Origin of the sequence: Pseudomonas sp. NFACC41-3 (assembly GCF_900109505.1) — a bacterium.
GTDB classification, from domain to species: domain Bacteria; phylum Pseudomonadota; class Gammaproteobacteria; order Pseudomonadales; family Pseudomonadaceae; genus Aquipseudomonas; species Aquipseudomonas chlororaphis.
Genome location: NZ_FOAE01000001.1, coordinates 1372267 through 1394242, shown reverse-complemented (window position 1 = coordinate 1394242; position 21976 = coordinate 1372267). Strand labels below are relative to the sequence as shown.

Genomic DNA, 21976 nt, shown 5'->3' with positions numbered 1-21976 from the left:
TCGCAGGAGCACCCATGACCACCGCCAAAGCAGCCGCCACGCCGAAAACCCCGCAAGCCACCGAGCCCTCGCGCATCCGCGAAGGCCTGCCCTTCCCGCTCGGCGCGACCTGGGACGGCCTGGGGGTCAACTTCGCCCTGTTCTCGGCCAATGCCACCCAGGTCGAGCTGTGCCTGTTCGATGCCACGGGCGAAGTCGAGCTGGAACGCATCGAACTGCCGGAATACACCGACGAGATCTTCCACGGCTACTTGCCCGACGCCCACCCCGGGCTGATCTACGGCTATCGGGTGCATGGCCCCTACGACCCGGCCAACGGTCATCGCTTCAACCCCAACAAGCTGTTGATCGACCCGTATGCCAAGCAGCTGGTGGGCCAGCTGAAATGGTCCGAGGCGCTGTTCGGCTACACCATCGGGCACCCCGACGCCGACCTCAGTTTCGACGAGCGCGACAGCGCGCCCTTCGTGCCCAAATGCAAAGTGATCGACCCGGCCCACACCTGGGGCCACGATCATCGGGTCAGCGTGCCCTGGGATAAAACGATCATTTATGAGACTCACGTGCGCGGCTTCACCATGCGTCATCCCTCGGTGCCGGAGGCGGTGCGCGGCACCTTCGCCGGGCTGATGGTCGACGACGTGCTGGAGCATATTCGCAAGCTCGGGGTGTCATCGGTGGAGCTGTTGCCGATCCATGCCTTCGTCAACGACCAGCACCTGCTGCACAAGGGCATGACCAATTACTGGGGCTACAACAGCATCGCCTTCTTCGCCCCCGACCCGCGCTACCTGGCCAGCGGCAAGATCGCCGAGTTCAAGGAAATGGTCGCGCACCTGCACGAAGCCGGGCTCGAAGTGATACTCGACGTGGTCTACAACCACACCGCCGAGGGCAACGAGCAAGGCCCGACCCTGTCCATGCGCGGCATCGACAACGCCTCCTACTACCGCCTGATGCCCGACGACAAACGCTTCTATATCAACGATTCCGGGACCGGCAACACCCTCGACCTGAGCCATCCCTGCGTGCTGCAGATGGTCACCGACTCGCTGCGCTACTGGGCCACGGAAATGCACGTGGACGGTTTTCGCTTCGACCTGGCGACCATTCTCGGGCGTTACCACGATGGCTTCGACGAGCGCCACAGCTTCCTCGTGGCCTGCCGCCAGGACCCGGTGCTGCGCCAGGTGAAGCTGATCGCCGAGCCGTGGGACATCGGCCCCGGCGGTTATCAGGTGGGCGGTTTCCCGCCGGGCTGGGTGGAGTGGAACGACAAGTTCCGCGACACCGTGCGCGCCTTCTGGAAAGGCGACGACGGCCAGCTCGCCGACTTCGCCGCGCGCATGACCGCCTCCGGCGAGCTGTTCAACCAGCGCGGCCGGCGGCCTTATACCTCTGTCAATTTCGTGACCGCCCACGACGGCTTCACCCTGCATGACCTGGTGTCGTACAACGACAAGCACAACGAAGCCAACGACGAGGACAACCAGGACGGCAGCAACCACAACCTGTCGTGGAACCATGGCGTCGAAGGCCCTACCGACGACCCGCAGATCAATGCGCTGCGCCTGCGCCAGATGCGCAACTTCTTCGCCACCCTGCTGCTGGCCCAGGGCACGCCGATGCTCGTCGCCGGTGACGAGTTCGCCCGCACCCAGCACGGCAACAACAACGCTTATTGCCAGGATAGCGAAATCGGCTGGGTCAACTGGGACCTGGACGAGGACGGCAAGTCGCTGCTGAAGTTCGTCAAGCGCCTGGTCAAGCTGCGCATGACCTACCCGATCCTGCGCCGCGGACGCTTCCTGGTGGGCAACTACAACGAGGATATCGGGGTCAAGGACGTCACCTGGCTCGCCCCGGACGCCAGCGAGATGACCATCGAACAATGGCAGGACAATCACGGCCGCTGCCTGGGCATGCTGCTCGATGGCCGCGCCCAGGAAACCGGGATACGCCGCCCCGGCGCCGACGCGACCCTGCTGCTGGTGGTCAACGCCCATCACGACATCGTCAACTTCAGCCTGCCGGAAGTGCCCGACGGCGGCTTCTGGACCTGCATGATCGACACCAACCAGCCCTCGGTGAAAGGCCAGGAACGCTTCGAGTTCGGCCACCGGTACTCGGTGACCGGGCGCTCGCTGCTGCTGTTCGAACTGCAGCACGAGGATGACGATTGAGCAGGTCATTGGCCATTTGCCGGATTGCATGACGGGCAGTGGCCAGCCCATCAGACATATGTACGATGGTGCCGGATATCCATTCCCCGCTATCTTGAACAGCTGAGCGTCGCCATCGGAAAAAATCGCTGCCCCCTGCGATGGTGGCCAATGGCTGTGTATGATTGAACGCTCTTGCAGGACGGCAATCCAAGGTATGGAGCGCCGGCACCCGGACCGATACCGGGTGCGAACCCAAGCGGCCCGGTCCGTCACCGCGCGCCGACTGCCCCGGAACAAGGATGTGACACCCATGAGATCCATACCCCTGAGCGACAACTGGCCGGAGCAGGTCTGGAACGGCGCCCGCCAACTGCTCGACGTCCCCTCCATCAACCTTGCCAGCCTGGTGCCGCCCGGATTTCGCGCGGTGGTCATCGCCCCGCACCCCGGCGACGAAGTGCTGACCTGCGGTGGCCTGCTGCAGGTGCTGGCCCACCATGGCCATCCGCTGCAACTGATTTCCATCACCGACGGCAGCGCCAGCCACCCCGGCTCCGACCTGTGGTCGGAGCGGCGCCTGAGTGTGTTCCGCCCCCAGGAAAGCGTCGAGGCCCTGCGCCGCCTGGGTTTGCCCCTGCACAGCCTGCAGTGGATTCGCGGCGGCTTTGCCGACAGTGGGCTGCAGGAACGCGAGCATCAGTTGAGCCAGTTCATTGGCCGTTATCTACGCCCCGATGACGTGGTGTTCAGCACCTGGCGCGAAGACGGCAACGACGATCACGACGCCGTCGGCCGGGCCAGCGCCAAGGCCGCGGCCCAGGCCGGCGTGGCGTTCCATGAAGTGCCGGTGTGGGCCTGGCACTGGCCGGCGCGCGATGAACAGCTGCTGCCCTGGCACCGTGCCCGCAAGTTGCGCCTCGACACCTGGACCGTGGCCCGCAAGCGCCATGCGGCGCATGCCTATGCCAGCCAGTTGCAGGGCGATCCGGGCATCGGCCTGGCCCCGACCCTGACGCCGGTGGTGCTGGAGCGGCTGCGCCAGTCCTACGAAATCTTTTTCATGTAGGGCTGCCCCGATGCGGGCAGACCGGGGGAAAACCTGAACTGACCGGCAAAGTGTCAGTCGCATGAGTAACCGCCCTGATTACGAGGAGTGAGCGTGAGCACCGATTCAACCAGGCGTCCGGTCACGTCGGCAGCGCCAGACGAAACCCCGGCGATCCATCGCCTGCGCATCCTGACCGTCAACACCCACAAGGGCTTCACCGCCCTGAACCGCCGTTTCATTCTTCCGGAGCTGCGCGACGCGGTCCGCAGCACCCAGGCCGACCTGGTGTTTCTCCAGGAAGTGCTGGGCGAGCACGACCGCCACGCCAGCCGCTACGGCAACTGGCCCCAGCAGTCGCAATACGAGTTTCTCGCCGACAGCATGTGGAGCGACTTCGCCTACGGGCGCAACGCGGTCTATCCCGATGGTCATCACGGCAACGCCCTGCTGTCGAAATACCCGATCCGCCAGTACCGCAACCTCGATGTCTCGATCACCGGCCCGGAGCGCCGCGGGCTGTTGCATTGCGTGCTGGATGTACCGGGGCATGCCGAAGTGCACGCGATCTGCGTGCACCTGAGCCTGCTGGAAAGCCATCGCCAGCTGCAACTGGCGCTGTTGTGCCAGTTGCTCGAGTCGCTGCCGGACGATGCACCGGTGATCATCGCCGGCGACTTCAACGACTGGCAGTTGCAGGGCAATGCCACCCTCGCCCGCCGCGACGACCTGCACGAAGCCTTCGAACGCCACCATGGCAAGCCGGCCAAGACCTACCCGGCGCGCTGGCCACTGCTGCGCCTGGACCGCATCTACCTGCGCAATGCCAGCAGCCACGCACCGAAGATCCTCGGGCACAAGCCCTGGACTCACCTGTCGGATCACCTGCCGCTGGCGGTGGAAGTGCACCTCTGATGCCTTCGCCCAGGCATCGAGGGTCATCTGCCTGACGGCCCACCAGGCCACTCTCGCCTCCCCGGCAACCGCGGTCGCCGGCCTGATCGACGAAGCAGCCAGCGCGCTGGCCAAGGCCTGACGCGGCCCTTGGCCCAGGAAAATCCCCGACTCGCCCGCACAGGACGAGTCGGTAGTGGGCTACCGAAAATCGCTTTTCCCCGCCTCTGCCGACGTTTTTCCGCACAAACAAGAACTTAGAGAATTGCGTTTTTTTCAGCTGGTTACACCGCCTGAATTACCTACGCCATTGGTCGGTCATTTTCTTGACGATCGCGGAGTCGTCTCCTTAGCTACAGCTTACTACCCCCGGAAATACAACCAGGGGCAAGCCTCGGATACCTGCTCTAGAGCGGGTCGCCGAGCCTTGCCTCAACGAACTCGGTCGCCCCTCATTCGGGGTAGGAGAGACGCCACGGCGAGACACGGCATGCGATTGCAAGGTAGCCCTCCATGAAAACTTCACTCACCCCACAAGAGATCAAGATCATTCTGTGCACAGTTTCCGCTTCGGTATTGCTGTGTTCTTCCATGGAGGTACAAGCGTCCCCTGCCGAGGACGAGGCGCAGCTCTGGTATCGCCAGGACCTGCTCCTGAACCGCCTGTTGACACCCGCGCCCTCCGCGACGCCCATGCCGGCCAGCCAGCCCCAGGGCAACAGCCTGGGTATCGTGCAAGGCGGCCCGCAGGTCTGGGACCCGCTGTACGGGCCCGCGGCGCGGCAGACCGACGCCGGCTACCTCGGTTCGCGTTTTGCCAGCAGCATCAACGGCACGCCCGGCGGCCCGGTGCTCTACACCCTGGAAAGCAGCAGTGGGCATACCCAGCGTATCGGCCTGCTGGGCGGCCAGAGCCAGTTCCAGGCCAACGACCAGGGCGTGCCCGGCGGTTTCAGCGACCCGCGTAACGACCGTTTCAGTGTCCAGGGTCAAAGTCTTGGCGCGTTCTGGAGCCTGACCGGTCCGCAGGGCTGGCACGTCGATCTGTCGGCCAGCGGCGCCCGGGTCAGCGGCTTCAGCCGCACCGAGCAAGGTCAGCGGCAAGCCGCCGAAGGCAGCGCGGTGACCCTGTCGGTGCAAGGCGGGATTCCCATCGGCATCAGCGACAACTGGGTGGTCGAACCCCAGGCGCAATTGATCAACCAGCGCGTCAGCCTGGACAACCCGAATGCCGACAGCAGCACCCGCTCCGCCGGCAACCTGAACGCCTGGAGCGGCCGCGTCGGGGCCAACTTGCAAGGCCGTTATGACATCGCCGGACACTCGGTGGAACCCTATGTGCGCACCAGCTTGTGGCACACGGTGTACAGCGGCGACACCCTGACCCTGGACAAGGTCGACAAGATCAGCAGCAGCCGCAAGTCCTCCACGGTCGAAGTCGGCCTGGGCCTGGTGGCCAGGCTCACCCCCGCCGTCAGCCTGTATGTAAGCGCCGACTACAGCAGCGACGTGGACGACAACGACCTCAACGGGCTGATCGGCAGCCTGGGTGTGCGGATGCGCTGGTAATGTAGCCGCTGCCGCAGGCTGCGATCGGCGGCGCAGCCGACGCAAAGGGAGCATCGGCCATACGCGTCGTCCGGGTTGCGGGCTCTGCGAGCCCGATCGCAGCCTGCGGCAGCGGCTACAGGGATTGGATTTTCAGGGACAACTTGAGGGTGTCTGGGCGGATGTCATCGCGAGCAAGCTCGCTCCTACAGGGAACGCGCAACCTCTGTAGGAGCGAGCTTGCTCGCGATCCGCTGCGCGCAGCGGCCAGTCGATATCACGCTTCGGGTTGCAGGATCAGCACCGCCAGCGGCGGCAGGTTCAATGCCAGCGACAACGCCTGGCCGTGGCTCGCCACGTCCTCGGTGAACACCCCGCCGCCATTGCCATAGTTGGACCCGGCGTAGGTATCGGAGTCGCTGTTGAACAACTCGCCCCAGCGCCCGGCGAAGGGCACGCCGATCCGGTAGGCCTGGCGCGGCACCGGGGTGAAGTTGGCCACCACCAGCAGCGGCTTGCCGTCCTTGCTCCAGCGCAGCCAGGCGTAGACGCTGTTGATCGCGTCGTCGCCGATCAGCCACTGGAAACCCTGGGGCGCGTCGTCCTGGTCGTGCAGCGCCGGATGCTCGCGGTACAGCCGGTTGAGATCGCCCACCAGCTTCTGCACGCCGCGGTGCTCGGGGTATTGCAGCAGGTACCAGTCCAGTTGCTGATCGTGATTCCATTCGCGCCACTGGCCGAACTCGCAGCCCATGAACAGCAGCTTCTTGCCCGGGTGGGTCCACATGAAACTCAGGTAGGCCCGCAGATTGGCGAACTTCTGCCAGCGGTCGCCGGGCATCTTGTCGATCAGCGAGCGTTTGCCGTGCACCACTTCGTCGTGGGAGATCGGCAGGATGAAGCGCTCGGACCAGGCGTACACCAGGCCGAAGCTCAGTTCGTTGTGGTGATGGGCGCGGTACACCGGGTCCTGCTGGATGTAATGCAGCGAATCGTGCATCCAGCCCATGTTCCATTTATAGGCGAAGCCCAGGCCGCCCTGCTGGGTGCCCTGGCTGACGCCCGGCCAGGCCGTGGACTCCTCGGCGATCACCAGGGCGCCCGGCGCCTCGAGGGACACCACGTCATTCAGGTGGCGCAAAAAGTCGATGGCTTCGAGGTTCTCGCGCCCACCATGGCGATTGGGCACCCACTCCCCGGCGTTGCGCGAGTAGTCGCGGTAGAGCATCGAGGCCACGGCATCCACCCGCAGGCCGTCGACATGGAAATGCTTGAGCCAGTGCAACGCCGACGCCAGCATGAAACCGTGGACCTCGGTGCGCCCCAGGTTGTAGATCAGGGTGTCCCAGTCCTGGTGGAAACCTTCCAGCGGGTTGCCGTACTCGTACAGCGCGGTGCCGTCGAATTGCGCCAGGCCGTGGGCGTCGGTGGGAAAGTGCGCCGGCACCCAGTCGAGAATCACCCCGATGCCCGCCAGGTGGCAGGCGTTGACGAACGCCGCGAAGTCGTCGGCGCTGCCGTAGCGGGCGCTGGGGGCGAACTGCGACAGCGGCTGATAGCCCCAGGAACCGCCGAAGGGATGCTCCATGATCGGCATCAGCTCGATATGGGTGAACCCCAGGTTCTGCACATAGGGGATCAGGCGTTCGGCCAGCTCGTGCCAGTCGTACTGGCGCGCCACCTCGCCCAGATCGTCCACCTCGCATTGCCAGGAGCCGGCATGCAGTTCGTAGATCGACAAGGGCGCATCCGCGCGCTGGCGTTCGCCGCGGGCCTGCATCCAGTCGAGGTCCTGCCAGTCGATGCTCAGCGGGCTGGCGACTTTCGAGGCGGTATCCGGCGGCAGCTGGGTGGCCAGGGCCACCGGGTCGGACTTCAGCGGCAGGATGCCGTGGGCACCGAGGATTTCATATTTGTAGGCTTCGCCCGGGCCCAGGCGCGGAATGAACAGCTCCCAGACCCCAGACGGATGACGCAGGCGCATCGGGTGCCGCCGCCCGTCCCAGACGTTGAAGTCGCCGACCACCGAGACCCGCCGGGCATTCGGCGCCCAGACCGCGAAACGCACGCCATCGACGCCCTCCACGGTTTTCAGCTGCGCGCCGAGGCAGGAACTGAGGTCGCGGTGGTTGCCCTCGGCGAACAGGTACAGGTCCATCTCCCCCAGCAACGGGCCGAAGCTGTAAGGGTCTTCGCCAATCTGCTCGCCACCGGCCCATTGCGTGCGCAGCAGATAGGGCTGGGCCTGGGCAAAGTGCCCGACGAACAACCCCGGCACCTCGGTGCCCTCCAGGCTGCCCAGCACTGTCACGCCATCGCGAGCCAGCACCTGCACACTCAGGGCGCCCGGCAGGAAGGCACGGATGAATTGGCCACCGACGTCGTCGCCATGGGGGCCGAGCACGGCAAAGGGGTCCTGGTGCTCGGCACTCACCAATGCCTCGACATCCCGCGCGGCGGGCATTGCCTGTTTGACCTCACCCTGTTCCTTGTTCGAGAAACTCATGACTGCTCTCCAGCACTTTTTGTATCGGAAAAGGGTTTCACATCACTCAACAAAATATGCAGCCCCCGCAGCGGCACCGCGAGCCAGGCCGGACGGTTTTCCGCTTCATACGCCACTTCGTAGGCTGCTTTCTCCAGGCTGAACAAGGCCAGCGCGGCGTCCTCGCCATTTTTTTCCTGCCAGGCATGAGCAAGACTAGCTGCCGCCAGCCGGTACGCCTGGACAAACGACTCGCGGGCTTCATGCAGATAACGCTCGGTGACCCGCTGCCGGGCCGCCAGGGCGTGGGCCGAGGCGTCGAGGCTCTGGCCGCCGAGGGCCAGCGCCGCGGCATAGTCGAAGGAGCGCAGCACGCCGCTGACGTCCTTGTACGGACTGTGCTTGCCCCGGCGCTCGTCCAGCGGCCGGGCCGGTTCGCCCTCGAAATCGATCAGGTAGGCGTCGCCCTTGATCACCAGCACCTGGCCCAGGTGCAGGTCGCCGTGGACGCGCATGCGCAAACCGCCGACCGCCTGTTTCGCCAGGCCCTGGATATGCGCCAGGATCGCCTTCTTGTGTTGGCTCCACGACGCCACGCGCTGTCGATCCTCGGCCGTCAGCTCAGCCTGATGCTGCTTGAGCAAGTGCAAGGCCCGTTCCAGTTGCGCGCCAATCTGCCTGGCCCAGGCCTGGGCGTCCTTGTCGGTACTCGGCCGCGCGCGGAAGGCCGGGTTGGCGGTCGGCGCCGCGAGGACCTGGTGCATTTCCCCCAGGCGCTGGCCGAGCATGCCGGCAAAGTCGCGTAGCTCGCCCAAGGCGTTGTAATGCTGGTCCTGCTCGGACATGGCATCGGCCAGTTCGTCGCGGATCGCCCGCTCCAGGTTGTTCTGGGTCCACTCCCAGGCATCGCCCTGATTGCTCAGGTAACCCTGGGCGATCATCAGCAGGCTGTCCTCGCCCTGCCCGTCCCGGCGGATCACCGAACCGAGCAAGGGTGAAATGTGCTGGAAGCCGGCGGCGGTCAGGTAGGCACTCATTTCCAGTTCCGGGTGCACGCCGCTGGCCACCTTGCGGATCAGCTTGAGCACCAGGCTACCGCCGATCACCACCGAGCTGTTGGATTGCTCGGCGGACAGGTAGCGCACTTCGGATTCCGCGCCCAGGCCGAGCCCGGCCAGTTGCTCCGTGGCCTCGAAGCGGATCTCGCCATCGCCACACGGCAGCACGGTGTGCGCCTGGATCGCCTGCAGGACATTGTGCACAAAACTTTCCAGGGCAAAGGCGTCGGTGATCAGCCCCACCTGGCGGCCACGGCGCACCCGCGCCAGGGCCAGTTGCTGCGGCAGCGCGGCGCCGATCTGCTCTTCGCCGAGCAGGCCGAACGGCAGCTGGTAGCGCCCGCTCTGGCCGCCGCCGCTGACCTCCAGCTCGCTGAGCAGCACCGGATGCTGCGGATCGCCAAAGCGCACGCCATAAGCGATGTGCACCTGCTCGATGGCGCTGTCCTTGCCGGCGAACCAGCGACGCTTGGGCAGCCAGGTCGGCAGCGAACTCTGCTCCAGGGTGGTGCGCGACGGCGCTTCGAGCAATTCCTCGAGGCGTTTTTTCAGCACCAGGGTGGTGAAGTCCGGCAGGCTCTGGGCCGGCTCCACATGCCAGCTCGGCATCTGGTTTTCCGCCGCCAGGACAAACCAGTAGAAACCGTAGGGCGCCAGGGTCAGGAGGAAATTCAGCTGGCCGATTGGCGGGAAGGCATTCCCGCCGAGCATCTCCACCGGCACCATGCCGGCGAACGCCGACAGGTCCAGTTCCGCCGCCTGGGCGCTGCGCGACACGTTGGCCACGCAGAGGATGATTTCGTGCTTGCCGTCCGGCCCGGTGTATTCGCGGGTGTAGGCCAGGATCCGGCGGTTGCTCGGCGACAGCATCTTCAGGCTGCCGCGGCCGAAGGCCTTGGACTGTTTGCGGATCGCCAGCATGCGCCGGGTCCAGTTGAGCAGCGAATGCGGGTCGCCGGCCTGGGTCTCGACATTCACCGACAGGTAGCCGTACAGCGGGTCCATGATCGGCGGCAAGACCAGGCTCGCCGGATCGGCCCGGGAGAAGCCGCCGTTGCGGTCGATCGACCATTGCATCGGCGTGCGCACGCCATCGCGGTCGCCCAGGTAGATGTTGTCGCCCATGCCGATCTCGTCGCCGTAATACAGGGTCGGCGTGCCCGGCATCGACAGCAGCAGGCTGTTGAGCAGCTCGACCCGGCGGCGGTCGCGCTCCATCAGCGGTGCCAGGCGCCGGCGAATGCCCAGGTTGATCCGCGCGCGGCGGTCGGCGGCGTAGTAGTTCCACAGGTAGTCGCGCTCGCGGTCGGTGACCATCTCCAGGGTCAGCTCATCGTGGTTGCGCAGGAAGATCGCCCATTGGCAGTTGGCGGGAATCTCCGGGGTCTGGCGCAGGATATCGGTGATCGGGAAGCGGTCTTCCTGGGCCAGCGCCATGTACATGCGCGGCATCAATGGGAAGTGGAAAGCCATGTGGCATTCGTCGCCGTCATTGCCCTTCACATCGCCAAAATATAATTGGGTGTCTTCCGGCCACTGGTTGGCTTCGGCCAGCAGCATGCGGTCCGGGTAGTTGGCGTCGATCTCGGCGCGGATCTGCTTGAGCACGTCGTGGGTCTCGGGCAGGTTCTCGTTGTTGGTGCCGTCGCGTTCGATCAGGTAGGGAATGGCGTCCAGGCGCAGGCCGTCGATGCCCATGTCCAGCCAGTAGCGCATCACCGACAGGACCGCCTTCATCACCTGCGGGTTGTCGAAGTTGAGGTCCGGCTGGTGGGAATAGAAGCGGTGCCAGAAGTACTGGCCGGCCACCGGGTCCCAGGTCCAGTTGGATTTCTCGGTGTCGAGAAAGATGATCCGCGTGCCGTCGTACTTCTGATCGTCATCGGACCACACATAAAAGTCCCGCGCCTTGGAGCCGGCCTTGGCCTTGCGCGCCCGCTGGAACCAGGGGTGCTGGTCCGAGGTGTGGTTGATGACCAGCTCGGTGATCACCCGCAGCCCGCGCTTGTGGGCCTCGGCGATAAACCGCCGGGCGTCGGCCAGGGTCCCGTAGTCGGGGCTGACGCCGCGGTATTCGGCGATGTCGTACCCGTCGTCGCGGCGCGGCGAGGGATAGAACGGCAGCAGCCAGATGGTGTTCACCCCCAGGTCGGCGATGTAGTCGAGCTTGGCGATCAACCCGGGAAAATCGCCGATCCCGTCGTTGTTGGAGTCGAAATAGGATTTGACGTGAACCTGATAGATCACCGCGTCCTTGTACCAGAGCGGGTCCTTGATGAAGGTGGCTGACCTGGTTTTCTTCGCCATGGGTAACTCCTGAAAAATTCATTGGTCCGTGGCTGTGTAACTGCCCTGTAGCCGCTGCCGAGCCTGCGAGGCTGCGATAAGGTCCGCAGGACCTTCAACGGCCCCAAGAGCGCGCCCCATTCCGGGCCGATCGCAGCCTGCAGCGGCTACCGGTGTGAATCAGGCAACGCTGATGCGCCAGATACCGAACGGTTGCTGCCAGGGTTCGATCCGCATGAACTGGGTCTTGCCGTACCAGGTCCAGCGATGGCCATTCATCAGGTCCTCGCCCTGGGTCTGCGCATCGTCGGGCAGGCCCAGTTCCCACAGCGGCAATTCGAAATGCGCCTCCTGAGCGTTGAACGGGTCGAGGCTGACCGCCACCAGGATGAAGTTGTCGAGGTCGGCGGTACGCTTGCCGAAATACAGGATGTTGTCGTTCCAGGCGTTGTAGACCTGCAAGCCCAGGTGCGTCTGCAGCGCCGGGTTCTGCCGACGGATGCGGTTGAGCTGGGCGATCTCGGCAATGATGTTGCCGGGGGCGTTGAAGTCCCGGGGGCGGATCTCGTATTTCTCCGAGTCCAGGTATTCCTCGCGCCCCGGAACCGGCGCCGCCTCACACAGCTCGAACCCCGAATACATGCCCCACAGGCCCGAGCCCATGGTGGCCAACGCGGCGCGGATGAGAAACCCCGGGCGCCCCGAGTCATGGAGAAAGAACGGGTTGATGTCCGGCGTGTTGACGAAGAAGTTCGGCCGGTAGCATTCGCGCCACGGCGACTGGTTGAGTTCGGTGAAGTAAGTCGCCAGTTCGCTCTTGGTGTTGCGCCAGGTGAAATAGGTGTAGCTCTGGGAATAACCGACCTTGCCCAGGCGCGCCATCATCGCCGGCGTGGTGAAGGCCTCGGCGAGAAAGATCACCTCCGGGTAGCGCGCCCGCACATCGGCGATCAGCCACTGCCAGAACGGCAGCGGCTTGGTATGGGGGTTGTCCACGCGAAAGATCTTCACCCCCTCCTCGACCCAGCCGACCACGATGTCGCGCAGCTCCAGCCACAGGCTGGGGATGGCCTCGATGGCATAGAAGTCGACGTTGACGATGTCCTGGTATTTCTTCGGCGGGTTCTCGGCGTATTTGATGCTGCCGTCCGGACGCCAGTTGAACCAGCCCGGATGCTGCTTGAGCCAGGGATGGTCCTGGGAACACTGGATGGCGAAATCCAGGGCGATCTCCAGGCCGTGCTCGGCGGCGGCCGCCACCAGGCGGCGGAAATCCTCGCGGCTGCCGAGCTGCGGATGGATCGCCTCGTGGCCGCCCTCTTCGCTGCCGATCGCATAGGGGCTGCCCGGCTCGTCGGGGCCGGCAGTCAGCGAGTTATTACGGCCCTTGCGAAAGCTGCGGCCAATGGGATGGATCGGCGGGAAGTACAGCACGTCGAAACCCATGTCATGGATCATCGCCAGGCGCGAGTGCACATCATTGAAAGTGCCGTGACGGGCCGGATCGTCGGTGATCGAACGGGGAAACAGCTCGTACCAGCTGGCGAACTGCGCGCGCTCGCGTTCCACGTCCAGCGGGTATTCCGGGCTCAGGCTCAGGTAGGGACGGTGGTCGGCCTCGGCCATCAACTGTGCACTGCGGTCGTGCAGGAACAGCGCCACCTGCTCGGCTTCGAGCAGCGTCGCCAGCTCATGGTGCAGCGCCAGCAACTGCTCGCGCAGCGGCCCTTCGCTGCGCTCGGCGGCGTGCAGCACATGGCTGCGGCCCTCCTGCAATTCGAGGCTGACCGCGACGCCGGCCTGGTGTTTTTTCTGCAGTTCGTAGCAGAAGCTGGCGAACTGATCGATCCAGGCCTCGATGCAATACAGGTAGCGGCCCTGGCTGGGCACTGTGAACTGGCCTTCCCAGCTATTGTTGCCGAGGTCTTCCATGGTTTCGCTGTGCCAGTGGCTGTCGGCTTCGGCGCACCAGCGGATGAGCACGGCCAGCTTGTCGTGGCCGTCGGCGAACACCTTGCTGCTGACTTTCACCACCTGCCCCTCCACCGCCTTGACCGCGAACTGGCCACCGTCGATCAGCGGCCGGGTGTTCTCGATGACGATGCGTGGCAGCAGCAAGGCCTGCGACAGGGGCAGGTTCGGGTTGTATTGCAGTTCAGTCGGTCTTTTTTCGGCAGTCATCGAGCATCACTCCTTACGCCCCATGGACGCTCTGTTGCTGGTCTATTCCGGCGCGGGCCCTCTTTTGAGAGCGGCCCCCAGGGTCGGCAACCACCCGTGCGGATCAGCGAAGCACTTAGGTTCCGAAACACCAGGGCCGGGAAAGTTCACCCGGATTTGCCTCCCTTCGCGCGGGGAATCAAATCGCCGGGGCGAGGGTCCACCTTGGGAGACTGTGCAAAACCAAGCACAAAGGAGGCCATGCCGATGAGTATCCCGATCCCCGCGGAAACGCCCGATCCGAACATCGACCACCCGACGTTGCCGTCAACCGAGCCGCAACCGGTGCCCGAGGAAGATCCACCCGAAACGACCCCACCGCCCAAGGAGGAGCCGCCTATCGATCCGGCACCGGTCATCGCTTGCGGTCACAGCATTACGCCCAAACCATGACAAGCGTAGACAATCGGTTGCCCGTCGCTGCCGTCGCCAACCGGCAACGGGCATCCCTTCGTTGCTGGCGGCGAGTGTGCCCGCGACGCCTTTAGGGCGTTCATCCGGGCGGTTCATCGTCGCCTTCCAGCTTGCGCACTATCCAGGGCATCACGCTGAAGATCACCAGCGCCAGTAAGGTGCTGAACACCGCCGTGGCTTCGCGGCCGACGCCCGCCGAGACGCCGATCGCCGCGGTCATCCATAGTCCCGCGGCGGTGGTCAGGCCTTTTACGTGCCCTTCCTCGTCCTGCTTGCCCTTGAGAATGGTGCCCGCGCCAAGAAAGCCGATACCGGCGATCACCCCCTGCACCACCCGGCTCATGGCATCGGCCTGGGCGCCGGACATCTGCGGCACCAGCACGAACAGCGCCGCCCCCAGCGCCACCAGCATATGGGTGCGCACCCCGGCGGCCTTGCCCTTGTGCTCGCGTTCGAAACCGAGAATGCCGCCCAGCAGCGCGGCGATCAGCAGGCGTACGGTGATCTGGGTGAGTTGCCGGGCATCGCCGATGTCGGCGAACTCCGCTTGCAGGGTGTCCCAGACTTCATGCCACCAGGCGTTCATGCGCAGGTCCTTTCCGTTCGGGTTCTCAGGTTCTTATTGGCTGGCGGGCGGGCGACGAGGCAGCCCTCCTTAATCAAAGGACAGCGACGCCGGGCAAAAGGTGCGATCCGCCAGCGGGCGACCATTGATCGGTCGGGCAGAACCCCGGACGGCAGCCGGGCCCTAAAAACCGTACCCACCGCACAACAGGATTCGACCATGAGCCTGCGCATCGAAAACCGGATCTGCCATTTCGACACCGAAGACCTTCACGCCCGCCTGCCAGCCAGCGCCGTGACCGTGATCACCGACGCGGCCAAGTCGATGTCGGCGGTCGACCTCGAAGGCCGGCGCATCTACATCACCGAAGCAGAAGCCGACGCATTGACCGTAGCAGGCGCCACCGACGGCCGGCGTCATCTGCGCGCCAGCGACAGTGATTCGGTGATTTGACTGATCTGCATCACGGCACCCGGCGCAGGCCTGTGCCAGACGCCGACGGCGCCCGATAGCGGGCGTCTGGCCGGGTATGGCAAGTTGTCGCAGGGCGGCGCCTGACGGGCATCTGATCTGCTTTTTATTGCGATACCTGAGTCTGTTATGCAAACAGATCGCTGGGCATAGTTCGTCTGCCTGATGGAGGCTGATGAGCGAACGACCATGAGCGAAAGAATCCCCGTCCGATTAGTAGAAACATTCGAGCCTGCGCGCCCAAAGACGAAGGCCAAATCCAGCGACAACCTGATCCACACCCGCAGTTTCACCGGCCTGTTCCGCACCCTGCGCATGAGCGGCGCGGGCTTCCTGTTCCTGCTGTTCTTCGGCACCGTGTGGTTGAACTGGGGCGGCCGCCAGGCGGTGCTCTGGGACCTCGCGGAGAGTAAGTTCCACATCTTCGGCGCCACCTTCTGGCCACAGGATTTCATCCTGCTCTCGGCGTTGCTGATCATCTGCGCCTTCGGCCTGTTCGCCATCACCGTGTTCGCCGGTCGCGTCTGGTGCGGCTACACCTGCCCGCAGAGCTCCTGGACCTGGCTGTTCATGTGGTGCGAGAAGATCACCGAGGGTGAACGCAACCAGCGCATCAAACTCGCGGCCGCGCCCTGGAACCTGAACAAACTGATCCGCCGTTCGGCCAAGCACAGCCTGTGGCTGGCCATCAGCCTGCTCACCGGCCTGACCTTCGTCGGTTACTTCACGCCGATCCGGCCACTGGCCGAGGAACTGCTGACCCTGCAGATCGGCGGCGTCAGCCTGTTCTGGGTGCTGTTCTTCACCGGCGCCACCTACCTCAACGCCGGCTGGCTGCGCGAGGCGGTGTGCATGCACATGTGCCCGTATGCGCGGTTCCAGAGCGTGATGTTCGACAAGGACACCCTGACCATTTCCTACGACCCGGCCCGTGGCGAAATTCGCGGCCCGCGCAAGCGTGGCGTGAAACCCGCCAATATCGGCCTCGGCGACTGCATCGATTGCCAGCTGTGCGTGCAGGTCTGCCCGACCGGCATCGACATCCGCGACGGCCTGCAGATGGAATGCATCGGCTGCGCCGCCTGCATCGACGCCTGCGATTCGATCATGGACAAGATGGGTTATGCCCGGGGCCTGATCAGCTACACCTCGGAGCACCAGTTGCAGGGTGGCAAGACCCACCTGCTGCGCCCGCGCCTGATCGGCTACAGCGCGGTGCTGCTGGTGATGATCGGCGCCCTGGCCCTGGCGCTGGTGGAGCGGCCGATGGTGTCGCTGGACGTCAGCAAGGACCGTGGCCTGTTCCGCGAAAACAGCCTGGGCCAGATCGAGAACATCTACAGCCTGAAGATCATCAACAAGACCCAGCAACGCCAGGATTACCGCCTGCAACTGGTGGACGGCGACGGCTTCCAGCTGCAAGGCAAGACCGAAGTCAGCCTGGCCGCGGGCGAGATCGTCGACCTGCCGGTGTCGGTGGCGATGATCGCCGAGCAGCCGCAGAGCAGTTCCCAGGAACTCAGCTTCAAGGTAGTCGACGCCGACCAGCCGCAGATCTACAGCGTGGCCAAGAGCCGGTTTGTTGCGCCCTTGAACCGTTGATCCCTTAGACTGGGCGCCGCTTTGCGGCTATCGCGAGCAAGCTCGCTCCTACAGGTGCGCATTGGTCCTTGTAGGAGCGAGCTTGCTCGCGATAAATCGCTCAGCCACCGCAGCCTCCAACCCGAGCCGCCCCATGAAACGCTACGAAAAATTCGCCGACGACATCGCAGAACTGATCCGCTCCGGGGTGCTCGGCCCCGGCCAGCGCGTACCTTCGGTACGTTACGCCAGCCAGACCTATGGGGTCAGCCCGTCCACGGTGTTCCAGGCCTATTACCTGCTGGAGCGGCGCGGCCTGATCCGCGCCCGGCCGCGCTCCGGCTACTTCGTCAACACCCATGCGCCGAGCCCGTTCTCGGAGCCGGTGATCAGCAGCCAGGTCAACGAGTCCACCGAGGTCGATGTCAGCGAACTGGTGTTCTCGGTGCTGGACTCGATCAAGGACCCGACCACCGTGCCGTTCGGCTCGGCCTTTCCCAGCCCGACCCTGTTCCCGCTGCAGCGTCTGTCGCGCTCCCTGGCCAGCGCCAGCCGCGAGATGGACCCGCGCGTGGTGGTCACCGACATGTCGCCTGGCAACCCGCAACTGCGCCGGCAGATCGCCCTGCGCTACATGGTCGGCGGGCTGATGCTGCCCATGGAAGAACTGCTGATCACCAACGGTGCCCTGGAAGCCCTGAACCTGTGCCTGCAGGCGGTGACCGAACCCGGCGATCTGGTGGCCATCGAGGCGCCGGCCTTCTACGCCAGCCTGCAAGTGCTGGAGCGCCTGAAACTCAAGGCGGTGGAAATCCCCGTGCACCCGCGGGACGGCATCGACCTGGGAGTGCTGGCGCAGACCCTGGAGCGGCACCCGATCAAGGCCTGCTGGTGCATGACCAGCTTCCAGAACCCCATGGGCGCGACCATGCCCGAGGCGAAGAAGCAGGAACTGGTGGCGTTGCTGCGCAGCCATCAGGTGCCGCTGATCGAGGACGACGTCTACGCCGAGCTGTATTACGGCCAGCAGGCACCGAAACCGGCCAAGGCCTTCGACACCGAGGGCCTGGTGATGCATTGCGGCTCGTTCGCCAAGAGCCTGGCCCCGGGTTATCGCATCGGCTGGGTCGCCGCCGGGCGTTACGCGCAGAAGATCGAACGGCTGAAACTGATGACCTCGCTGTGCGCCTCGATGCCGGCCCAGGCGGCCATCGCCGACTACCTGCAACACGGCGGCTACGACCGCCACCTGCGCAAACTGCGCTATGCCCTGGAAGAACAGCAGAGCGCCATGCTCGCCGCCATCGCCCGTTACTTCCCGGCGCAGACCCGGGTCAGCCAGCCGGCCGGCGGCTACTTCCTGTGGCTGGAACTGCCGGCGCAGATGGATTCGTTGAAGCTGTTCCAGATGGCCCTGGCCCAGGGCATCAGCATCGCCCCGGGACCGATCTTCTCGCCGACCCAGCGCTTTCGAAACTGCATCCGCCTCAACTACGGCAGCCCGTGGAACGAAGCGGCGGAACAGGCTATGGAAACCCTGGGTCGGATCGTGCGGTCGTTCTGAAGCCGGGCCAGCGCTCCACATAAATGTGGAACCTGTAACCGCTGCCGGGCCCGCGAGGCTGCGACAAGGTCCGCAGGACCTTTAACGGCCTCAAGAGCACGTCCCGTTCCGGGCCGATCGCAGCCTGCGGCAGCGGCTACACCGATCGCGCCCCCTGTAGCCGCTGCCGAGCCCGCGAGGCTGCGACAAGGTCCGCAGGACCTTCGACGGCCTCAAGAGCACGTCCCGTTCCGGGCCGATCGCAGCCTGCGGCAGCGGCTACACCGATCGCGCGCCCTGTAGCCGCTGCCGAGCCTGCGAACGGTTTGGGCGGCACTCCGACGTAGCGACCGCAAATCCTGAACTTGCGATCTGTCTGGATAGACGTGCTGTCCGGCCTTGCGACTGCTGCGCAGTCGATCGCAGCCTCGCGGGCTCGGCAGCGGCTACACGCGTGAGGCTCTCAGCGGCCGCCGCCCAGGTCGATAAAGGTCCCGGTGGAATACGAGGCCTTGTCCGACAGCAGCCAGATGATCGCCTCCGCCACTTCGTCCGGACGGCCGCCGCGGCCCATGGGGATGGCGGACTCCAGCTTGCTGACGCGGTCGGCGTCGCCGCTCAGGGCATGGAAGTCGGTGTAGATGTAGCCCGGGCGCACGCCGTTGACGCGGATGCCTTCGCCGGCGACTTCCTTGGACAGGCCGATGGTGAAGGTGTCCAGCGCCCCCTTGGAGGCGGCGTAGTCGATGTACTCGCCGGGCGCGCCCAGGCGGGCGGCGACCGAGGACACGTTGACGATGCTGCCGCCCTGCCCGCCATGTCTTGGCGACATGCGCAGCACCGCGTGCTTGGCGCAGAGGATCGGCCCAAGCACGTTGGTCTTGATGGTCTTGAGAATGCGGAATTCGGACATTTCGTCGAGCCGCGACTTCTGCCCGACGGTCCCGGCGTTGTTCACCAGCGCGGTGACCCGCCCCAGCTCGGCATCGACCCGCTGGTAGAGGGCGATCACTTCGTCCTCGATGCTGACATCGGCCCGCACGGCAATCGCCTGGGCGCCCAGGCCGCGCACCTGCTCCAGCACCTGGAAGGCCGCCTGTTCGTCGGCCTGGTAGTTGATGCAGATACGGTAGCCCTGTTGCGCGGCCAGCAGCGCGGTGGCCGCGCCAATACCGCGACCGCCACCGGTGATGAGGATGACTTTGTCCATGCTGCCAACTCCCTCGCTGATCTTTGAACGCCGCCAATTAAACACCCTGGGGCGAGCGTTGCAAACCTTCTCCGCCCCGTGGCTGGTCGCCGGTCGGCGTGTCTATCCAGGCAGATCGCGGGCTTGGAGTTTGCGCTCGCTGCGTCGGAGTGCCGCCCAAACCGTTCGCAGCCTCGCAGGCTCGGCAGCGGCTACAGGAGTCGGCTGCAACGCGATCGACGTAGCCGCTGCCGCAGGCTGCGATCGGCCGGTACGGCCGTGGCGTTCTCACGCCAGCAAATCCTTGTGGGTCGACGCTGTCTGGTCAATCGAGCGTCGACCGGCCGCTCCTACAGAAGTCTCTGTAGCCGCTGCCGCAGGCTGCGAACCGGCGAAGCAGGCAGGCTTTTCGAGGCGCTCAGAGCACCAACTGTTCGGCCTGCTGGATGTTCTGCATGAACCGTGCGGCCGGCAGCGGATGGCCGAGGAAATAACCTTGCAGCGAATCGCAGCCCAACTGGGTCAGGAAGTTCTGCTGCACGTCGGTTTCCACGCCCTCGGCGACAATACGCAAGCCCAGGGCCTGGCCCAGGGCGACGATGGCCGAGACGATCGCCGCATCGTCGCTGTCGTGCTCCAGGTCGCGGACGAAGCCGCGGTCGATCTTCAACTCGTTGGCCGGCAGGCGCTTGAGGTACATCAGGCTCGAATAACCGGTACCGAAGTCGTCGATGGACAGGTCCACGCCCATCTCCGCCAGTTGCTTGAGCACGGTCATGCTGGCATCGGCATCGCTCATGGCGGTGGTCTCGGTGATCTCCAGGGTCAGGCTGTTGGCCGGCAAGCGGTGCAGGCTCAGCGCCCTGGCCACGCTGTCGACCAGCCCGGCATGGCAGAACTGCAGCGCCGAGATGTTCACCGCGATCCGCCAGCCTTCATAACCTTCGCTGTACCACTCGCGCATCTGCCGACAGGCCTCGTTGAGCACCCACTCGCCGATGGGGATGATCAGCCCGGTCTTTTCCGCAAGGTCAATGAACTTGTCCGGCAGCAGCAGCCCCAGTTGCGGGTGCTCCCAGCGCAACAAGGCTTCGGCGCCTACCGGCAAGCCGTTGGCGGCATCGAACTTGGGCTGGTAATAGAGCCTGAACTCGCCGTGCTCGACGGCATGGCGCAGGTCCTGCAGCAGTTGCAGTTGCCGGCGCGCGTCGCTGTTCATCGAGGCGTCGAAGAAGCTGTAGCCGTTCTTGCCGGTGCCCTTGGCGTGATACATCGCCGCATCGGCGTTCATCAGCAGTTCCTGGGGCGTCAGGCCGTTGCCCGGGTACACCGCGATGCCGACGCTGGCGGAGATCTGCAACTCGTGTTCGGCGACCCGGAACGCCTGGCCGATCAGGCCCACCTGGCGCGCGGCCAGGCGCAAGGCATCGTCCGCCTCGTTCAGTTGCACCAGCAGCACGAACTCGTCGCCGCCGATCCGCGCCAGGGTGTCCTGGCTGCGCAGGTCTTCGCGCAGGCGCACCGCCACCTCGCGCAGCAACTGGTCGCCCATGTGATGGCCGAAGGCGTCGTTGACCGGCTTGAAGCCGTCCAGGTCGATGAACATCAGCGCGAAACAACCGCCCTGCTCCGTCACCCGCTGCATCGCCTGGTCGATACGGTCGGCCAGCAGCGTGCGGTTCGGCAGGCCGGTCAGGGTGTCGTGCAGCGCCAGTTGGGTCAGTTCGCGGTTGGCCACGGTCAGCGACTCGGCCAGCACCGCGGTGCGCGCTTCCAGGCGCGCGTCGAGTACCGAGGTCAGCAAGGCAATGATCAGCACCGCCAGGGTGGTGATCAGCACCAGGTTGTCCAGGCCCTTGCCGCTCAGGCCATCCACCGCCGCGCCACAGAAACTGCCGTCGGCGAACCGCGCCGCGGCCATGCCGGTGTAGTGCATGCCGACAATGGCGATGCCCATCACCACCGCGGCCCCACAGCGGGCCAAACGTACATAAGGGGTATTGCGGCGCAGGCGGAAGGCGATCCACAGCGCCGCGGCCGAGGCGCCGACGGCAATCAGCAGCGAGGCGCCGAACAGGCTCGGGTCGTAGTCGATGCCCGGCTGCATGCGCATCGCCGCCATGCCGGTGTAATGCATGGCGCTGATCCCGGCGCCCATGACCAGCGCGCCGAAGGCCAGCTGCCAGAGCGGCAGGCTCTGCTGGCTCACCAGCCACAGGGCGAAACCGCAGGACAGCACGGAAATCAGCAGCGACAGCGCGGTGATGCCAGTGTCGTAGCCCAGGTCGATGGGCAGGCTGAAGGCGAGCATGCCGATAAAGTGCATCGACCACACCCCGATGCCCATGGCCAGGGCGCCGCCGGCCATCCACAAAAGTGCCGCCCGACCACGCGTGGTGGCGATGCGACCGGTCAGGTCGAGCGCGGTATAAGAGGCGAGAATCGCCACAAACAGGGAAATCAGAACCAGGGCGGGAGAGTAGGTACCGGTGAGCATGAACGTCTCGTGGCG

14 protein-coding genes are annotated in these 21976 nt (G+C 65.1%); 8 read left to right on the top strand and 6 right to left on the bottom strand.

The window, feature by feature from the left end:
• The first annotated feature begins 14 nt into the window (after positions 1-14).
• From glgX to BMY68_RS06305, 4 genes are all read left to right on the top strand, one after another.
• Positions 15-2183 carry a glycogen debranching protein GlgX gene (glgX, locus tag BMY68_RS06320; RefSeq protein WP_085530963.1) on the top strand — a complete coding sequence of 723 codons (2169 nt, stop codon included), beginning with the start codon at positions 15-17 and terminating at the stop codon, positions 2181-2183.
• Between the two features lie 292 nt (positions 2184-2475).
• Complete coding sequence (locus tag BMY68_RS06315; RefSeq protein ID WP_007926788.1) at positions 2476-3231, top strand: PIG-L deacetylase family protein; 756 nt, start codon at positions 2476-2478, stop codon at positions 3229-3231.
• A 93-nt stretch (positions 3232-3324) separates the two neighbouring features.
• Positions 3325-4125: an endonuclease/exonuclease/phosphatase family protein gene (locus BMY68_RS06310; RefSeq protein ID WP_085531571.1), complete on the top strand. Its 801-nt coding sequence runs from the start codon at positions 3325-3327 to the stop codon at positions 4123-4125.
• Between the two features lie 492 nt (positions 4126-4617).
• Positions 4618-5673 (top strand): autotransporter domain-containing protein, encoded by a 1056-nt coding sequence (locus tag BMY68_RS06305; RefSeq protein ID WP_085530964.1) that lies wholly within the window; start codon positions 4618-4620, stop codon positions 5671-5673.
• 256 nt (positions 5674-5929) lie between these two features.
• Here the strand turns inward: BMY68_RS06305 and glgB are convergent, their stop codons facing one another.
• From glgB to BMY68_RS06290, 3 genes are all read right to left on the bottom strand, one after another.
• Positions 5930-8158: a 1,4-alpha-glucan branching protein GlgB gene (gene glgB / locus BMY68_RS06300; protein WP_085530965.1), complete on the bottom strand. Its 2229-nt coding sequence runs from the start codon at positions 8156-8158 to the stop codon at positions 5930-5932.
• Positions 8155-11502 (bottom strand): maltose alpha-D-glucosyltransferase, encoded by a 3348-nt coding sequence (gene treS / locus BMY68_RS06295; RefSeq protein ID WP_085530966.1) that lies wholly within the window; start codon positions 11500-11502, stop codon positions 8155-8157. The genes glgB and treS overlap by 4 nt, the downstream gene beginning before the upstream one ends.
• 159 nt (positions 11503-11661) lie before the next feature.
• A complete protein-coding gene (locus tag BMY68_RS06290; RefSeq protein WP_085530967.1) occupies positions 11662-13662 on the bottom strand; it encodes an alpha-1,4-glucan--maltose-1-phosphate maltosyltransferase in 2001 nt (666 codons plus the stop codon).
• Between the two features lie 246 nt (positions 13663-13908).
• On the opposite strand from BMY68_RS06290, the gene BMY68_RS06285 reads away from it, so the two are divergent.
• Complete coding sequence (locus tag BMY68_RS06285) at positions 13909-14094, top strand: hypothetical protein (RefSeq protein WP_085530968.1); 186 nt, start codon at positions 13909-13911, stop codon at positions 14092-14094.
• A gap of 100 nt (positions 14095-14194) precedes the next feature.
• Here the strand turns inward: BMY68_RS06285 and BMY68_RS06280 are convergent, their stop codons facing one another.
• Positions 14195-14701 (bottom strand): MgtC/SapB family protein, encoded by a 507-nt coding sequence (locus BMY68_RS06280; RefSeq protein ID WP_009043694.1) that lies wholly within the window; start codon positions 14699-14701, stop codon positions 14195-14197.
• A 198-nt stretch (positions 14702-14899) separates the two neighbouring features.
• On the opposite strand from BMY68_RS06280, the gene BMY68_RS06275 reads away from it, so the two are divergent.
• The 3 genes from BMY68_RS06275 (at position 14900) to mapR (ending at position 18296) form a co-directional block, all read left to right on the top strand.
• Positions 14900-15133, top strand: a complete 234-nt coding sequence (locus tag BMY68_RS06275; protein WP_009043693.1) for a DUF3203 family protein — start codon at positions 14900-14902, stop codon at positions 15131-15133.
• 207 nt (positions 15134-15340) lie between these two features.
• Entirely contained in the window at positions 15341-16753 is a 1413-nt protein-coding gene (gene ccoG / locus BMY68_RS06270) for a cytochrome c oxidase accessory protein CcoG (protein ID WP_085530969.1), read from the top strand.
• 133 nt (positions 16754-16886) lie between these two features.
• Positions 16887-18296: a GntR family transcriptional regulator MpaR gene (gene mapR, locus BMY68_RS06265; RefSeq protein WP_007930974.1), complete on the top strand. Its 1410-nt coding sequence runs from the start codon at positions 16887-16889 to the stop codon at positions 18294-18296.
• A 442-nt stretch (positions 18297-18738) separates the two neighbouring features.
• Here the strand turns inward: mapR and BMY68_RS06260 are convergent, their stop codons facing one another.
• Positions 18739-19485, bottom strand: a complete 747-nt coding sequence (locus BMY68_RS06260) for an SDR family oxidoreductase (protein ID WP_062825763.1) — start codon at positions 19483-19485, stop codon at positions 18739-18741.
• 397 nt (positions 19486-19882) lie between these two features.
• Positions 19883-21961 carry a putative bifunctional diguanylate cyclase/phosphodiesterase gene (locus BMY68_RS06255; protein ID WP_085530970.1) on the bottom strand — a complete coding sequence of 693 codons (2079 nt, stop codon included), beginning with the start codon at positions 21959-21961 and terminating at the stop codon, positions 19883-19885.
• Positions 21962-21976: the final 15 nt, after the last annotated feature.

Excerpts from the sequence above, each read along its gene's own strand:
- glgB (WP_085530965.1), bottom strand. The coding sequence starts at position 8,158 with ATGAGTTTCTCGAACAAGGAACAGGGTGAGGTCAAACAGGCAATGCCC.
- BMY68_RS06275 (WP_009043693.1), top strand. The coding sequence starts at position 14,900 with ATGAGCCTGCGCATCGAAAACCGGATCTGCCATTTCGACACCGAAGAC.
- ccoG (WP_085530969.1), top strand. The coding sequence starts at position 15,341 with ATGAGCGAAAGAATCCCCGTCCGATTAGTAGAAACATTCGAGCCTGCG.
- BMY68_RS06280 (WP_009043694.1), bottom strand. The coding sequence starts at position 14,701 with ATGAACGCCTGGTGGCATGAAGTCTGGGACACCCTGCAAGCGGAGTTC.
- BMY68_RS06315 (WP_007926788.1), top strand. The coding sequence starts at position 2,476 with ATGAGATCCATACCCCTGAGCGACAACTGGCCGGAGCAGGTCTGGAAC.
- mapR (WP_007930974.1), top strand. The coding sequence starts at position 16,887 with ATGAAACGCTACGAAAAATTCGCCGACGACATCGCAGAACTGATCCGC.
- BMY68_RS06260 (WP_062825763.1), bottom strand. The coding sequence starts at position 19,485 with ATGGACAAAGTCATCCTCATCACCGGTGGCGGTCGCGGTATTGGCGCG.
- BMY68_RS06255 (WP_085530970.1), bottom strand. The coding sequence starts at position 21,961 with ATGCTCACCGGTACCTACTCTCCCGCCCTGGTTCTGATTTCCCTGTTT.
- BMY68_RS06285 (WP_085530968.1), top strand. The coding sequence starts at position 13,909 with ATGAGTATCCCGATCCCCGCGGAAACGCCCGATCCGAACATCGACCAC.
- BMY68_RS06305 (WP_085530964.1), top strand. The coding sequence starts at position 4,618 with ATGAAAACTTCACTCACCCCACAAGAGATCAAGATCATTCTGTGCACA.
- glgX (WP_085530963.1), top strand. The coding sequence starts at position 15 with ATGACCACCGCCAAAGCAGCCGCCACGCCGAAAACCCCGCAAGCCACC.
- BMY68_RS06290 (WP_085530967.1), bottom strand. The coding sequence starts at position 13,662 with ATGACTGCCGAAAAAAGACCGACTGAACTGCAATACAACCCGAACCTG.
- treS (WP_085530966.1), bottom strand. The coding sequence starts at position 11,502 with ATGGCGAAGAAAACCAGGTCAGCCACCTTCATCAAGGACCCGCTCTGG.